Raw genomic sequence first — 15,881 nt, forward strand, 5'->3', positions numbered from 1 at the left:
AAAAAAACGGCATCAAACTAAAAGTCAATGCCGTTTTTATTATTTATTAAGATTCTAAATTTTAGAATTCATAACGGAAAGTAAAGTTCCAAGTTGTTCCGTATCCGAAATAAACTTTGTTTGCAGTAGCAAGACCTTTGTAAGTTTCTCCTAGCTCTTCGTAAGTTTTAGCAGGAGTTGTTCCTGGCTTAACATCACTAGCGAAGATGTTTGTGAAAGACTCATTGATGTATGTTCTGTCAAAAAGGTTGTTTACGTTGAATCGGAAGTTAAAAGCTTGACCTTTATCTTTTCCAAATCTGAATTTATAAGAAACACCCGCGTCAGTAGTAGCGTAACCAGGTAATTCTAATGCTCCTTTGTTAGTAGCGCTTAAGAAGTTAACTGGAGAAATGTTTCCGTATAATTTTTCAAAATAGTTAAGGTTAGCATCAACATTTAAACCATCGATGATTTCGTATGCTGCTCCAACTGCAACTGAAGTTTGAGCGTTGTTTCCAACTTTAACTCCGTCTAAGTATAATGTTTGTGCAGTTCCACCTGGGAAAGGATTGTTAGATGCATCAAAACGATTACTGGTTGCATTACCATCATATTTCCAATTTCCAAGAGAGATCATACCGTTAAGTCTCAATTTAGCAAGTACTCTTGCAGTCATTTCAAGCTCAACTCCAGTATGTGTTTCATTTACTCCTGAGAAAGTGTAGTATCCACCAGGGTTTGAAGCTGCGTCAGGATCTGTTCCAGGCGTAAATCTGTCATTCCATTGCGTGTAGTATCCGTTAAATTTAGCATTGAAGATTCCTGATGTGAAACCGTATCCAACTTCAACAGCTTTAACTTTTTCGTTAACAAGGTTGTCGTTAATGATAGAAGCGTTGTTAGGGAAAACTGCATTAAAGAATGGTTGTTTAGAATAGAAACCAGTGTTTAAATAAACGTTATGGTGCTCATTAATGTTGTAGTTTGCACCCGCTTTTACGTCTCCACCTACGATGTTTTTGAAATCTGTTTCAGCAAGTGGCGTACCAGCAGCGTATTTAAAGTGGTCAATTCTTTTGTATCCTTGTTGAGAAATTGCTCCTTGTACGAATGCAGTAAAGCTATCTTTAGAATACTCTAATTGTGTAAATGCACCATAGTAGTTCACTTCACTATCATTCCAGTAGTTGATTCTTTCTTGGTAGTCAGTACTTACAAACGGGTTTCCGTTTGGTCTTGGTGCATAAGTTGTACTGAAATAAGCTGGGTTGTTGTTGATGTTTGCAGTGTCTTTGTAATTAGTAGCACCAAACAAATCAATTAAGTTTTGGAAGTGGATACCTTTGTACATTCTTCCTTCAACTCCGAAATCCCAAGTTAAAGTTTCAGAAAGTTTTTTATCTAAGTTGATAACAGTTCCGTACCAGTTGTGCGAGTTAACTGAAGCAATTTGAGTAATACCTGTGCTTAAATTTGTTGCACTTCCTGAAGAAGAGCTATTTTGGTATTGTCCACTAGTTTGTGTTCTTGTACCTAATGATGTTGGTACTCCTGAGTTCCAGTTTTGAATCAAATCAAAATTGATTGTTCCGTCAGCATTTCTTAATGCATTGTTTGTAGAGTAAGGGTTGTTTCCTTTGATACCTCCAGTAGAAGTAGTTCCTCCTCCACGACCCCAAGAAGCGTAAACTACAGTAGATAATTTTGTAGTTTCGTTGATGTTGTAATCCCAGTTAAGAGACATAACAGGTTTGTGGTAGTAGTTTGTTTTTAAGTTGTACTCTTCACCATTTCTCATACCCCAGTCAGAGTTGTATTTGATGTTTGGTGTTTTTCCATCACTTCCATATTTTAAGAAATCACTTAAAAGTGGAGAAGTAGATCTTTGGTCGTGCCATTGAGGTGCTCCTGTAAATGTGAATTCTAAACTATGTTTGTCATTGATTTTGTATCCAAAAGCCATGAAATAGTTGTATCCTTCAAATTTTGTTCCGTCAACATAACCATCTCCAGCTGTTCTACTGAATAAAACAGAAGCAGAAAGTCCGTTTTTCATTAATCCTGTGCTGTAAGAAGCTTGAGTTTTTAAGTAATTGTTGTTACCAAAACTAGAAGAAATATTTCCTCCTTCTTTAACATCAGAAGATTTCGTAACGATATTGATTGTTCCCCCTACAGAAGAAATAGCTAATTTAGAAGCTCCAAGACCTCTTTGTACTTGCATTGCAGATGTTACATCAGAGATACCAGCCCAGTTGCTCCAGAATACAGCACTGTTCTCCATATCATTGATAGGCACTCCGTTAACCATTACAGCAATATTTTTTTGGTCAAATCCACGAATCGCAATTCTTGAATCTCCATATCCACCACCTGCTTTTGAAGCATATACAGAAGGTGTGCTTTTCAAGATCTCTGGAAATTCCTGAGAACCTAATTTTTCTTGAATTTCAGCAGCTTTAATTGTAGATACAGCAACCGGAGTTTTTCTGTCTTTTGCAACGTCAATTACACTGCTTTTTACTACAATTTCGCTTAATTCATTTGAGTTAGATGTTAAAACAATCTCACCCAAGTTTGTAGTTGATCCATTTGTAACTGTAAATTTTACAGTTTTGGTATCGAAACCTAAGAAAGATACAACAATCTCTCCTGAACCTGATGCGTTGAGGGTAAATTTACCATCAAAATCTGTTGAAGTAGCTGTAGATGATCCTTTGATCGCTACGTTCGCTCCTGGCAATGAACCCGATCCGTCGGTAATTGTACCAGTAACTTTTCCTTGAGAAAATACGGTTGAAACTATCATAAAAAATAGTCCAGTAAGTAACCAATTTTTCATTTTCTTCATTTGTTATTTAGTTTATTGTTTTTGGCAAAATTATAACAATAAAATCAGATAATGTTATCAAAATGTTAAGAAAAATTAGTTTTACGTTTTATGCTGCGCATTAAAATGATTTTTTCTTTTTTCATTAAAAAAAATAACGCTTTTTTTAATTTTGAATAGTGATTTTTGTTAAAATGGCAATGTATTTCGCAATGGTGTAGCGGGAAACTTGCAAAATGTAGTTGTTTTTAAGCTTTTTAAAGCTTTTTTATACGAAAAAACGCCTTAATTTTTATTAAATCAAGGCGTTTCAATGTGTTATGAAAATTGAGGATTATTTGTTTTTCAAAAAGTGATTTAGCAAAAATGTCGTTGAGCTGTCGTGACTCTTAACAGTTTTAGAATTTATTTCGTCTAAGATTGAATTTGCTAACTGTTTTCCTAATTCAACTCCCCATTGGTCAAAACTGAAGATATTCCAGATGATTCCCTGAACAAATATTTTGTGCTCGTAAAGTGCAATTAACGAACCTAAGCTTTTTGGAGTTAATTTTTCAATCAAAATAGTATTCGTTGGCTTGTTTCCTGTGAACACTTTGAAAGGCAACAAGTAAGAAGCTTTTTCTGCAGAAAGTCCTTGCTTGTCAAATTCGGCTTGAACTTGTGCCGGAGTTTTTCCATTCATTAAAGCTTCAGTCTGCGCGAAAAAGTTTGACATTAATTTATCGTGGTGATCTTCGTTTCCGTAAAGCGGTTTTACAAATCCGATGAAATCAGTTGGAATTCTTTTTGTTCCTTGGTGAATTAATTGGAAAAAAGCGTGTTGCGAGTTTGTTCCAGGCTCTCCCCAAATAATAGTTCCCGTTTGGTAGTTAACAGGTTTTCCATCACGTCCAACACTTTTCCCGTTACTTTCCATAGTTGCTTGTTGCAAGTAAGGAGCTAATTTTGATAAATATTGTGTGTACGGAATCAAAGCTTCGCTTTCGGCACCATAAAAATTATTGTACCAAACACTTAGTAAAGCTAAAATTACCGGAATGTTTTCGTCAAATGCTGCCGATTTGAAATGGTTGTCCATATCATGAGCTCCAACTAATAATTGGTTATAATTGTCAAAACCAATTGCTAATGCGATGCTCAATCCAACAGCGCTCCAAAGAGAAAATCTTCCTCCAACCCAGTCCCACATTGGGAAAACGTTGTCAGGATTGATTCCGAATTCTGTTACTTTTTGAATGTTTGTAGAAACTGCAACGAAGTGTTTTGCGATATCTTCTTGAGAAGCCGATTTCAAAAACCATTCTTTAATAGTTTCTGAATTTGAAAGCGTTTCCTGAGTGGTAAAAGTTTTAGAAACAATTAAAAATAATGTCGTTTCAGGATTTAACTTTTTGATTATCTCGTTTACGTGATCGCCGTCAACATTCGAAACGAAATGTAAATTCAAGTGATTTTTGTAGAATTGTAAAGCTTCAACTGCCATAACTGGTCCAAGATCTGAACCTCCAATTCCAATATTTACAACATCGGTAAAAGCTTTTCCTGTAAAACCTTTTCTTTGTCCAGAAATTACTTCTTCTGTAAAGTTTTTGATTTTGTTTTTCACTTCAAAAACTTCCGGAATTACATTTTCTCCATCAACTTTAATCACTGATGATTCTGGAGCACGTAAAGCCGTGTGTAAAACCGCGCGGTTTTCTGTTTTATTGATTAATTCTCCGCCAAAGTAATCTGCAATTGCATTTTTTAATCCGATAGAGTTTGCCAATTCTAATAAAAGAGAAATAGTTTCCAGGCTGATATTGTTTTTAGAATAATCAACTAAAAAGTCATTCCATTGCAAGTTGAATTTTTCAGCGCGCGCATTATCTTGCTGAAATAATTCTTGTATCGTAGTTTCGTGAATTGCGTTATAGTGGTTTTGTAGATTTTTCCACGCCTCAGTCCCAGTTGGGTTTGTTGTGTTTAAAGCCATTTTTATTTTATTATGTGGTTTGTTTTTTTTAGAAACACAAAAATACTGAAATAACTTTTAAAAGGGTAGCGGTTCACGATTATATAACAATTAGTTACGAAAACGTTTTATGAAAATATTGTCGAATTGGAAAATTTTCAGGATGACAAATGCAAAATATTTTCTTTTATTGATTTTTTTCTTGCAATGTCAAACCCATTTGCAGAAACAATTTCAAAATCATTGGAATTTATTTCGTCAGAATTGGGAAACCATTTTGGTTTGAAATTTTCGTTTTCTTTTATTTTTTTGTTGGAATGAAGCAACTGTAACTTTTGGATTTTTTAAGAAAATAGAATCATAACTTTGGTTTTTAGAATAGCTAAATTTGACAAAATCACAAATATTAAGACGTGAATCGCTTCTCAAATCATAAGAATCAGAATTGATAATATTTGGAAACCATCCTTTAACTCTTGGATTTGTTATTTCTCTAAAATCTTCATATTTATCAAATCGCAATTCATATGATTGATTTCAGCAGGAAAATAAAATGAAAAACAGAAAGTAGAGTATTGGTTTTTTCATAATTTATCTCCCTCCGGTTAAGGTCCGATATACTTTTGGGAAAAAAGATGAAAGAAAGTAGCCAACAGATATACTGATAAGTATTATAATTAAAGGAGCAACAAAGTATACTAAAAGCGAGAAAAAATCTGACTTGCTAAATGCAAATAAAAGGCCTTTTTTAAGAATTGTTAAAAAGGGTTCATGGAACGCATATATAAAAAATGAAAAAGATGTTATTTTAAAATATTTATTGTTGTTAATTTCTTTATCTTCTAAAATAATGTCATATAAGCTCCAAATTGCAATTATGCCACATATGATACTGGATTTATATAATAGGTTTAAAAGGTTAACATTATCAGTTTCATTATATTTCAATGTAGAGAATGTTAAAACTAAAATCATCCAAGCAACGCTAACTAGTAAATATTTTTTATTTGTTAATCTGGCTATAACTAAAGAATTGTTTTGCATACTTATAAAAGCGCCAAATGAAAAGAATAATAAGGAGTCACTCGAAAATATTACAAAATTAAAATCTATCATCCAAGCAACAAAAAATAAAAGTATGATTATAAATTTTGAAAATTTAATACTCCAGAAAATAATTGGCGAAATCAATACTAATACTATTAAGTCTCTTATAAACCAAAGTTGATAATTTATAGGATTCAAGAAAATGGTATGAAGTAGTTTGCTGAAGGAGTAATCCTTTATTAGTTGATTTGTAAAGAAATTTTTAGATGCAGCAAAGCTTTGTAAAAAATAGAAAAGAAGAATAGCAAAAATTGACCATAATAGATAAGGGATGACTAAGGTTTGGATTCTTTTTTTAAATTTAATTAAAAATTCAGAAACGCTTCCTTTCATGTTAAGAAAAAATAAATATCCCGAAATTGAGAAAAAGATTGGAACTGCAACTCTAGTTAGTCCTTGGGAGATAAAGAATTGAATGAAAAAACTATAACCTTCATTTATTACTATATTTCCTGATAAAGATTTTGTTACCATGTTGTAAGAATGTATATATACAACCATCAGAATTGCAACGAATGAAATTAATCTTATTTTATTACTTAAATAGCGATCCATTATATTTTGTTTTATTTTTTTTTGTTTACCAAACCTTCCACCAAGGTTTTTTGTTGACTTCAATAGTTTTCTTTTCGGTATTAATTTCAATTCTTTTCAAAGGTTCGTTTTTAATTTTAGAATCATCAAAAAACATTTCTCCGTTTTCATTCATTCCCAAAGGAGATTTGGTTCTTTCTTTCCATTCTTCGGTTTGTAATTCTGGAATTAACTCGGAATTAATTTTAATGCTGAATTTTTTTCTTGCCTTTTCTGTAATTTCTTCTTCCAGATTTGAAGATGAATTTTTAAAAAGAGTAATCGAATTATCTGGAATATTCAATAGAAAAACTTGAGTCTTGTCTCCAATTTTATAGATATCCAAAACTTTAAAATAAGCAATCGTGTCTAAAAGAAAATGTCCAATTTTTCCAGAATCAGGATTGAATTTCGATAGATCTTTAGGATGTGAACTTGCAATCAAATATCTGAAATTTCCAGAAAGCCCTCCGCCAATAGAAGTCATATCAGTAAATCCTTTTTCCTGAATGATCTGGCCGATTTTGTACTTCGAAATTAAATTCTCTGGTAAATTGGTGTCTCTGTAAAATAGTTTTAAACCGGAAAAAGTTTCACTGTAAATTGCTTTAAGCCGAGCGTTTTTCATGGTTTGCTATTTTTTTGAATTGGGATTTTCGATAGAAATTAAAGATTCCCAATACTATCCAATTCTCTTTTTAAAGGTTCGATTTGTTTAGAAAAACGAGTTTTGTCATTTCCTGTCAAAGATTCTCCGGTTGGCAAATTCAATCGAAGTGCATCAACTTGAACGCCATTTTTCCAGAAACGATAGCAAACGTGTGGTCCCGAAGCTAAACCTGTACTTCCAACCAATCCGATTGTCTGACCTTGAGTAACGCGTTGCCCGCGACGAACCAAAATTCTGGACATGTGTAAATATTGAGTAGAGTAGGTTCCGTTGTGTTTTACTTTTACAAAGTTTCCGTTTCCTGCTGTATATCCGGTAGCTTCAACAACTCCTGATGCAGTTGTAGAAATTGGAGTTCCAGTTGGTGCGGCATAATCTGTTCCTTTGTGTGCTTTCCAAGTGTGTTGTACGGGATGAAAACGATTCATGGTGAATCGAGAAGTGATTCTGCTGAATTTAATCGGAGTTTTTAGGAAAAAGTTTTTAAGTGTTCTTCCTTGATCGTCATAATATTCGATTTTTCCTGAAAGCGTGTCTTTTTCAAAAGGAAAGGCATAAACGATTTTTCCTTTATACTCAAAAAATGCAGCTTCAAGCTCTTCAACGCCATCATATGTTTTTCCGTTGATGAATCTTTCTGTGAAAATTAATCCGTAGCGATCACCTTTTTTAAGTTTGAAGAAGTCGATAGACCAAGAAAATACTTTTGTGATTCGGCTTGCCAAAGCTGTTTCGACACTTTCATTTCCTAAAGTTTCAGATAAAGAGCTTTTTAAAACGCCACCAATAATTTTTCTTTTTAAAGTTACTGGTTTTATTTTTTTATATGCCTTTGCAATGCTGTCTCTCAAATCTACAACATAATAGGTCAGTGCGTCAGGCTGATAAATGAAAACCTCGAGATTGTTGGTTTTGTTTTTTGCGCGAAGCAATGTAAAAGGTTTGCCGTAACGAATGGTTCTAACATTAAAAGAATCTTTGACTTGTTCAACTATGTCAAATACTTTTTTGTCGCCAATATTTTGACCCTGAACAATTGATCCAAAGGAATCTCCTTTTGAAATAGTATCATTTACAACATTAAAGTCTGCGTAATTAAATCCGAATTCTACTTTTTTGGTTTTAGGTTTGGTAATTTTGTTTTCAACTATTTCCTCTTTTTTATTACATGAGAAAACAGAAAACAAGACTATTAAAATTACGACTGCTTTTTTCAAACTTTTTAATTTTTTCTAGGGAACTAAATGTGGTTTATTCATTTCCCCAATTGGACAATTCTTCTTCGGTCCACAATTTAGGAAAAAAGATGCGTCTTTGGTATTTTGGATGCATATATTTTTGCCAATCGCTTCCTCCTGTCGCTTCTCCGTTGCCTTTTCCACTTTCTAGAATGTATTTTCTTGCGGTATTAAGGTGTTGCATTACCCAGGTAATATTTACGGTTTTGTCATAATGGCGCATTGCAGTAATTAGATCTGTATTTTGTTGATCTTCAGCAGGGAGCTGTGTGAATTTTTGCCAAATATTTTTCGTTTTAAACGATGACATTTGTCTTAAAAACTGCTCTTTGTATTTTTTTTCAAACTCATTCAGCAAGTATGATTTTTCGCCAGTTTGATAATCTTTTCCAGCGGCTTGCCAATACAAATGCTCAAAACTGGTTTCCAAATCTGTATTTTCATCAAAATTTGCTTTGTATCTTCTGTCTGTTAAATTGATAACGTCAGTTGATGCAAATTCGATCATTCTATATTGCGCACTCTGAAAACCACTTGCCGGCGTAAGCGTGTTTCTAAATTTCATGTATTGATCAACGTCCATTCCGTTTTCCATAATGCTGAACGAATTGGTCAACATGTCAAAATAGCGTGTGATTCTTGAAAGTCTTTCGCTAAAAAAATCAACTTGAATGTTTTCGGTTTCCGCGATTTGATCAATTTCCCACAAGATCATTTTGAAAATCAATTCGTTGACTTGGTGGTACATAATAAATACCATTTCGTCAGGAAGCGTGGTGCGTTGTATTTGTAGGTTTAAAAGCGCATCGGTTTGAATGTAATCCCAGTATGTGATTGGTTTAGACCAAAGTAATCCTTCTAACTGAACTTCAGTTTTTTGATTTATAGCTTGGAATTTTTGATCAATTTCGTTTAAAATTGATTCTGAATGATCAGTAAGGTTCATTATTTTTTTGCTTTAAATGGATTTTTTAATCCTTTATATTCATCAAGATCTGCCTTGAGTGATCCAACGGCAAGATCTGCTTTAATTCTAATAGGAACTTTGTTGTCGTCGTCTGTAATCCAGAGTGTTAAGCTTTCTTCTTCTTTGAAAACCCTTCCTTTCTGTACAGATGGTCTAAAAACCATCGTAGAAACGGTGCCAAATTTAGTCGTAATATCTTGACGGCCTATATATTTTAACTTAAATTTTGTGATTTCGTCATCAAAAAACATGTCAATTGTAATGGCTTCTCCTGATTTTAATTTATCAATATTCGGATGATTTCTTAAGTAGTAAAATGAAGAAACTATATCTTGTACATTATCAGTAGTTATGATGGTTTTTTCAGATTTTCTTTTGTAATCTTTCACCAAAACTCTGTTTTCTGACTGGTTAAAAAAACCTTCTTGATTTTTGGTATAACCACCTTCGTCAATTTTCCTCACATAACGATACGGACTTCCGGTTTCTCTATCAAAATAACTTTCGTATAAATCTTCGACTTTAAAGAAAAATTTTGACATTCCGGTTGTGTAACCTTTACCCACCGCATGAAATACTTTTTTATTGTTAATTGTTGCGTCTTTAATTTCGAGTGTGGCGTATCCGGCGTTTATGATTCCGTAGTGAATTCTAAATTTAAAGAACTCTCCAGTGTCGAAAGCGTCTTCTTTTTGTGAGTCAAAACTAAAGGCTGTGAGGATGAATATAGTGAGGATGAATTTTTTCATAGTGCTGTTTTACAAATATTTATGAGGATAATTGCAAATTCTATTCCAAATGTACCAAAACAAAAAAACTCAGTCAAGGAATGACTGAGTTTTTATGCTATTAACTAACCAAAAAACTATAAATTATGAAATTTATATCAATCCAAAAGGAAACCACCCCTTTTGTTTTGCGAGTGCAAAGATAGATAGAAAGTTCAAAAAAGAAATAGAAAAAGGCAAGTTTAACATAACATTTGCATAAAAATCAACGTTTTACAGAGAATTTTTCTGCATAATGTAAAAATTCAGCGTTTTTATAATGTACCTCTCAATTCTTGCTCTCTTTCAATCGACTCAAAAAGGGCTTTAAAGTTCCCTGCACCGAATCCTTTTGCGCCCATTCTTTGGATAATTTCGAAGAAAAGGGTAGGTCTGTCTTGAACTGGCTTGGTAAATATTTGTAATAGATAACCATCTTCATCAGCATCTACCATGATGGCTAACTTTTCAATTTCATTAATGTCTTCTTTCATCATATCCATATGAACGCCCAATCTTTCAGGAATTGCTTCATAATAAGTGTGAGGAGGAGACGATAAAAATTCAACACCACGAGCTCTCAGTTGTGATACTGTTTTGATAATATCATCGGTTGCAATTGCAATATGTTGAATTCCAGGTCCGCCATAGAAATCTAAATATTCTTCAATTTGAGATTTTTTCTTTCCTTCTGCTGGTTCATTGATTGGGAATTTGATTCTTCCGTTTCCGTTTGACATTACTTTACTCATCAATGCAGAGTATTCTGTAGTAATTTGTTTGTCATCGAAAGATAAAAAGTTCACGAATCCCATAACGTCTTCGTAGAATTTTACCCAAGTATTCATTTCGTTCCACCCTACATTTCCAACCATGTGATCGATATATTTTAATCCGGTTGGTTCTGGATTATAATCTGATTTCCATTCTTTGTAACCCGGCAAGAAAATTCCGTTGTAGTTTTTTCTTTCTACAAAAATGTGAACAGTTTCTCCATAAGTATAAATTCCCGAACGAATCACTTGTCCAAATTCATCTTCTTCAACAGTTGGTTCCATGAAAGAACGTGCGCCACGTTTCATTGTTTCTTCGTAAGATTTTGTAGCATCTTCAACCCAAAGCGCTGCCACTTTTACTCCGTCTCCATGTTTTTTCAAATGTTCGTTGATTGGAGAATCTGCTGTTAAAGGCGTTGTCAAAACAATTCTGATTTTGTCCTGTTTTAAAACATACGATGCTCTGTCTTTTACTCCAGTTTCTAATCCGGCATAAGCCAATGACTGATATCCGAAAGCTGTTTTATAATAATGTGCAGACTGTTTTGCATTTCCAACATAGAATTCTACATAATCTGTTCCTAATAATGGAAGGAAATCTTGTGCTCCTTCAAATATTTTTTCTAATCCGTATTCTACTGATTTAACTTCTTTACTCATGATGTTTTTAATTAGAAAATGAGTTAATTAGAAAATTAGATAATGCGCATTCCGATAAAAATTATCACATTGGCACATTGACAAATTATCTAATTATTTCCTCTTTGATGTTGATATTATTTTATTTAAAATTTTTAAAATTTCTGATAATTCATTTAATAAATATTTGCAATCTGGATAGTCTTTGTGTGCGTCACATAAAAACAACCAATATTCCGATTCATCTGCTTCTTTGATTGCAATTTTTAATTTATGAATAAAATCTGCTTTGCTTTCTGCGTTTTGTGACTCTTTTGAATTTGCTCCAATTGATGTTCCGCTTTTTAATAACTGATTTGCAATTACGAATTTCTTTTGATCCTGAAGTTCGGTTGTGTAGTCAATTATATTTAAGGCAAAATTGAATGTTTTTATTAAAAGAGCGTTGTCTTTATATTTCTCGTTGAAAGTCATTTGTTTAATGTGATAATTAGAAAATTTGATAATTTGATAATGAGATAATTAATTTTGTAGGTTTAAAATTACAATTAAATTATTTGATTTTCTCATTTTCTAATTGCCGCATTCTCTAATTGGCACATTATCTAATTACTACTCCGTCCAAGATTTATAGTACTGTCCATCATCAAGACCCATAGCTTCTTCCGTAACCATAAGTGGTCTAAAAGTATCAACCATAACAGCTAATTCTTGGGTTTCTTTGTGACCAATACTGCGCTCCATTGCGCCTGGCGCTGGTCCGTGCGGAATTCCTTTTGGGTGTAAAGTAATATGACCTTGCTCGATATTATTACGGCTCATAAAATCGCCATCAACATAATATAATACTTCGTCAGAATCTATATTGCTGTGGTTGTATGGCGCTGGAATTGCTTTGGGATGATAATCGTAAAGTCTTGGGCAGAATGAACAAACGACAAAAGTGGCCGTTTCAAAAGTTTGGTGTACCGGAGGCGGTTGGTGAACACGTCCCGTTATAGGTTCGAAATTGTGAATTGAAAATCCATATGGGAAATTATAACCGTCCCAACCCACAACGTCAAAAGGATGTGTCGCATAAACCACTTCGTGCATCATGCCTTCTTTTTTGATTTTAATTAAAAAATCACCTTTTTCGTCGTGTGTTTCCAATTCGTTTGGCAAAATAAAATCACGCTCGCAAAATGGAGAATGTTCTAAATGCTGACCGGATTGATTTTTGTATCGTTTTGGAGTATAAAATGGCGAATAAGATTCTACATAAAATAATCGGTTATCTTCGGTTTCAAAATCAATTTGATAAATGATGCCACGCGGAATAATCAAATAATCGCCATATTCAAATGGGATATTTCCCAACATAGTTCTTAATTTTCCTTTTCCTTTATGGATGAAAAGCATTTCATCGGCATCGGCATTTTTGTAGAAATAATTTCGAAGCGATTTTTTCGGCGCGGCCAAGCCAATAATGCAGTCTTTGTTGACTAACATAGCTTTTCGGCTGTCTAAAAAGTCGTTTTCAGGTTTTAATTCAAAACCTTTAAAAAGTAATGATTTTATATTTTTTCCGATTGCGATTTTTGGCTCAACCGAATAAGAGTTTAAAATTTCTTTAACCTGAGTTGGTCTGTGAACATGATAAGATAATGACGAATGTCCGTGAAAACCTTCGGTTCCAAATAATTGTTCGTAGTAAAAACCGCCGTTTGGTTTTTCGAATTGGGTGTGTCTCTTTTGAGGAAAATCTCCGAGTTTGTGATATAATGGCATGGCCTTTTCAATTAGATAATTTGTAAATTAGATAATTAGAAAATGTGAATTGCAGAGTTAACAATTAGTTCAATCTTTTAATTGACTAATTATTTCAATTCGATAGAGCCATTATTCAGGATTTCTCTTGATTAGGAATTGAAGATACTCTAATAAACCTGTCCAATTTGTTTTCATTATAACAAATGTCGTAATTTTTGCCGAGTAAAATTATAAATTATATTATTTATAACACTAATTATTTTAATTTTTTTGATATAAATTTTTGATAGCAAAAAAATACCGCTATTTTATTGAGGAATTCTTTGCTGAAATGCTAAAATAAAAATCCTATACTAAACCAAGTAAAGCTTTTTGACATTTCTGGAGACCATGATTGTTTGATTTCTATAGGGCCAATGATGGTTTCTAATCCATAACCTAAAGCATAACCTGTATATTTTGGCATTGAAATCCAGTCTACTGTTTTGAAAATATCATCGCCTAGATTGGCAAAGTTCGCAGAAAAGTTAACGTGGTTTTTCTTGAAAAGCTCATAATCCAGCGTAATATCAGTTTTTATATAACTGTTGCCTGAAATACTTAGAAAGTCGTAACCGTAGAAATAATTGAAGTTGTTGATTTTACTGTAGCCATAACCTCCCAAAATATAATCGAAAAAGGGTACGCTGTCGCTTCCTATATTAAATCCGGCATCAGCACCAATTTTAAAAGTTGCTCGTCTAAATAATGTTTTAGCAAATGCAATTTCGGCCTTAGCCATCGAAAACGGCTTAAAAGCATTAGTATAATCAGATGATGCTAAATAAGTTTGCACATCACCGGAGAAATATAATCCTGAACGCGGAAAGGTTTTCTTGTCTAAGGAATCATATTTCAAATACCCAAAAACACTGAAGTAATTGCTTTTGTCTATTACATTGCCTTCGTTTGCAAGTGTTGGCGTATTGATTTTTAAATATTTATATTCTAAACCTCCGCCCATAAGGAATTTTTGGACAAAGATGGTTTGAAAATAAGCTTGATTGCTAAGGTCAAAAAAATCAACATTAATAAGATTGACATCAGGATTTGATTGTTCAAGTTTGCTAATGCTTGTCGTTACATTTCGATTAAACTGATTTAGTCTTGAACGGAAACCAAAGCTGATATTGAATCCGTTTTCGATATAATAATTAAAATCATATCTGAAATTATCTCCTAAAATAATATCTAAGGAGGTAACGTCATTTTTCATGAAGGTCTTTTTGTGCGTTAAGTTTAATAAGATTGCACTTTTATAAAGTCCATCGTAATGAAGTCCGAGTTTTAAGTAAGTCTGCGTTGGGTTTTCTTTCAGCACTAGATCTAAATTATCTTTGTTTTCATCTCCTGGTTGTAGGCAATATGAAATTGTGCTAAAGTTTTGGGTTGCATCCAAATTATTTATTCCGGTTTTTAAATCATCATATGTAATGGTGCTTTCCGGTTTGAAACGCAATTTTCCGTTAATATATTCCTTCGTATAATTGTCTAATTTATCGACATTGATTTTTTGAATTTCTAAAGTATCGGAGCTGACTTCTAGTCTTGGTTTTTTATAAAAAGTTTCTTCGGTTACTAATGTTTTGATTTTTTCATAAACTGCAAAAGTTGCTTCTTCGCCTTTTCGGATAATTTCTTCGCCTCGATCAAATGAAATTACGCCAAAATCACGAATATCTGGTTTGATGTAAATATCAGTTTCCTTTCTTTTGCTTTTCATTTTCTCAATTGACTGCAGATTTGTGATCTGAACCAAAATTCTAGTTGCATTTTTCAGGCCTTTTCTGTTCTGTAAATCATCCTGTACATCAACTCCAATGATAATGTCGGCACCTAGATTACGGACTTCTTGAATTGGATAATTGTTTACAACGCCACCATCAACAAGCAGTTTTCCATCAATTTCAACAGGTGTGAATAAAGAAGGAAATGCGGCGCTGGCCATCATTGCTTGTACTAAATTTCCTTTATTGAGCAACACCTCTTCACCGGTTTCGATATTTGTTGCGATACACAAAAATGGAGTAGGCAAATTATTAAAGTCTCGAACATGACGTATATTTCTAGTCAAACTGCTTAAAAGGTTGTAATTGTACATTCCTTTTGAAAGCGCTTCAGGAATTCCGATTCTGAAATTACTGAAAGGCAATGTAATAGCGTATAATTCGTCATTTTTTTTACCATAAAAGTTTTTTGATGAACGCGGAATATAATCGTTTATCAATTCATCAAAATTGGTTTTTTTAAAAATAGAATCAATTTGCGTAGCGTTATAACCAGTAGCATAAAGCCCGCCAATTACAGCTCCCATACTAGTTCCTCCAATATAATCGATTTTAATTCCAGCTTCTTCTAAAACTTTTAAAACGCCAATATGTGCAAAACCTTTTGCGCCGCCACCACTTAAAACCAAACCAATTTTTGGTCTTTTCAGACTGTCTTGTTTTAGGTCCTGTGAAAGAGTTTTTTCAGGAAGAAGAAGTAAGGCAAAAAGTACGACAACCGTGTTCCAGATAAATTTGGAAAGAAATCCTTTTGACCGAACATTTGAAATGAACACTTTTTTAAAGTACATAAAAAA

Annotated in this window: 11 protein-coding genes; all 11 read right to left on the minus strand. The window is 33.2% G+C overall.

Annotation, left to right across the window (positions count from 1 at the left end):
* Nucleotides 1-61 precede the first annotated feature (61 nt).
* A complete protein-coding gene (locus EYY60_RS07135) occupies nucleotides 62-2,824 on the minus strand; it encodes a TonB-dependent receptor (protein ID WP_317128853.1) in 2,763 nt (920 codons plus the stop codon).
* Nucleotides 2,825-3,146: 322 nt separating this feature from the next.
* Nucleotides 3,147-4,790, minus strand: coding sequence for a glucose-6-phosphate isomerase (gene pgi, locus EYY60_RS07140; protein WP_132988698.1), 1,644 nt, complete (start codon nucleotides 4,788-4,790; stop codon nucleotides 3,147-3,149).
* Nucleotides 4,791-5,360: 570 nt separating this feature from the next.
* A complete protein-coding gene (locus tag EYY60_RS07145) occupies nucleotides 5,361-6,494 on the minus strand; it encodes an acyltransferase family protein (RefSeq protein WP_132988699.1) in 1,134 nt (377 codons plus the stop codon).
* Nucleotides 6,457-7,077, minus strand: coding sequence for a hypothetical protein (locus tag EYY60_RS07150; protein WP_132988700.1), 621 nt, complete (start codon nucleotides 7,075-7,077; stop codon nucleotides 6,457-6,459). Before EYY60_RS07150 ends, EYY60_RS07145 begins: the two co-directional genes overlap by 38 nt.
* A 38-nt stretch (nucleotides 7,078-7,115) precedes the next feature.
* Nucleotides 7,116-8,336, minus strand: a complete 1,221-nt coding sequence (locus EYY60_RS07155; RefSeq protein WP_132988701.1) for a M23 family metallopeptidase — start codon at nucleotides 8,334-8,336, stop codon at nucleotides 7,116-7,118.
* Between the two features lie 34 nt (nucleotides 8,337-8,370).
* Nucleotides 8,371-9,303 (minus strand): tryptophan 2,3-dioxygenase family protein, encoded by a 933-nt coding sequence (locus tag EYY60_RS07160; RefSeq protein WP_132988702.1) that lies wholly within the window; start codon nucleotides 9,301-9,303, stop codon nucleotides 8,371-8,373.
* Nucleotides 9,303-10,073 carry a DUF3108 domain-containing protein gene (locus EYY60_RS07165; RefSeq protein ID WP_132988703.1) on the minus strand — a complete coding sequence of 257 codons (771 nt, stop codon included), beginning with the start codon at nucleotides 10,071-10,073 and terminating at the stop codon, nucleotides 9,303-9,305. Before EYY60_RS07165 ends, EYY60_RS07160 begins: the two co-directional genes overlap by 1 nt.
* A 293-nt stretch (nucleotides 10,074-10,366) precedes the next feature.
* A complete protein-coding gene (hppD, locus tag EYY60_RS07170; RefSeq protein WP_132988704.1) occupies nucleotides 10,367-11,527 on the minus strand; it encodes a 4-hydroxyphenylpyruvate dioxygenase in 1,161 nt (386 codons plus the stop codon).
* 93 nt (nucleotides 11,528-11,620) lie between these two features.
* Complete coding sequence (locus tag EYY60_RS07175; protein WP_035653041.1) at nucleotides 11,621-11,980, minus strand: four helix bundle protein; 360 nt, start codon at nucleotides 11,978-11,980, stop codon at nucleotides 11,621-11,623.
* Between the two features lie 138 nt (nucleotides 11,981-12,118).
* Entirely contained in the window at nucleotides 12,119-13,276 is a 1,158-nt protein-coding gene (locus EYY60_RS07180; protein WP_132988705.1) for a homogentisate 1,2-dioxygenase, read from the minus strand.
* Nucleotides 13,277-13,592: 316 nt separating this feature from the next.
* Nucleotides 13,593-15,875: a patatin-like phospholipase family protein gene (locus EYY60_RS07185; protein ID WP_132988706.1), complete on the minus strand. Its 2,283-nt coding sequence runs from the start codon at nucleotides 15,873-15,875 to the stop codon at nucleotides 13,593-13,595.
* Nucleotides 15,876-15,881 lie beyond the last annotated feature (6 nt).

This window comes from Flavobacterium zhairuonense (assembly GCF_004352915.1).
Classification (GTDB): domain Bacteria; phylum Bacteroidota; class Bacteroidia; order Flavobacteriales; family Flavobacteriaceae; genus Flavobacterium; species Flavobacterium zhairuonense.

What these genes read in the sequence shown, in the direction of transcription:
- EYY60_RS07180 (WP_132988705.1), bottom strand. Translation starts at nt 13,276, where the DNA reads ATGCCATTATATCACAAACTCGGAGATTTTCCTCAAAAGAGACACACC.
- EYY60_RS07160 (WP_132988702.1), bottom strand. Translation starts at nt 9,303, where the DNA reads ATGAACCTTACTGATCATTCAGAATCAATTTTAAACGAAATTGATCAA.
- EYY60_RS07150 (WP_132988700.1), bottom strand. Translation starts at nt 7,077, where the DNA reads ATGAAAAACGCTCGGCTTAAAGCAATTTACAGTGAAACTTTTTCCGGT.
- hppD (WP_132988704.1), bottom strand. Translation starts at nt 11,527, where the DNA reads ATGAGTAAAGAAGTTAAATCAGTAGAATACGGATTAGAAAAAATATTT.
- EYY60_RS07175 (WP_035653041.1), bottom strand. Translation starts at nt 11,980, where the DNA reads ATGACTTTCAACGAGAAATATAAAGACAACGCTCTTTTAATAAAAACA.
- pgi (WP_132988698.1), bottom strand. Translation starts at nt 4,790, where the DNA reads ATGGCTTTAAACACAACAAACCCAACTGGGACTGAGGCGTGGAAAAAT.
- EYY60_RS07185 (WP_132988706.1), bottom strand. Translation starts at nt 15,875, where the DNA reads ATGTACTTTAAAAAAGTGTTCATTTCAAATGTTCGGTCAAAAGGATTT.
- EYY60_RS07135 (WP_317128853.1), bottom strand. Translation starts at nt 2,824, where the DNA reads ATGAAAAATTGGTTACTTACTGGACTATTTTTTATGATAGTTTCAACC.
- EYY60_RS07165 (WP_132988703.1), bottom strand. Translation starts at nt 10,073, where the DNA reads ATGAAAAAATTCATCCTCACTATATTCATCCTCACAGCCTTTAGTTTT.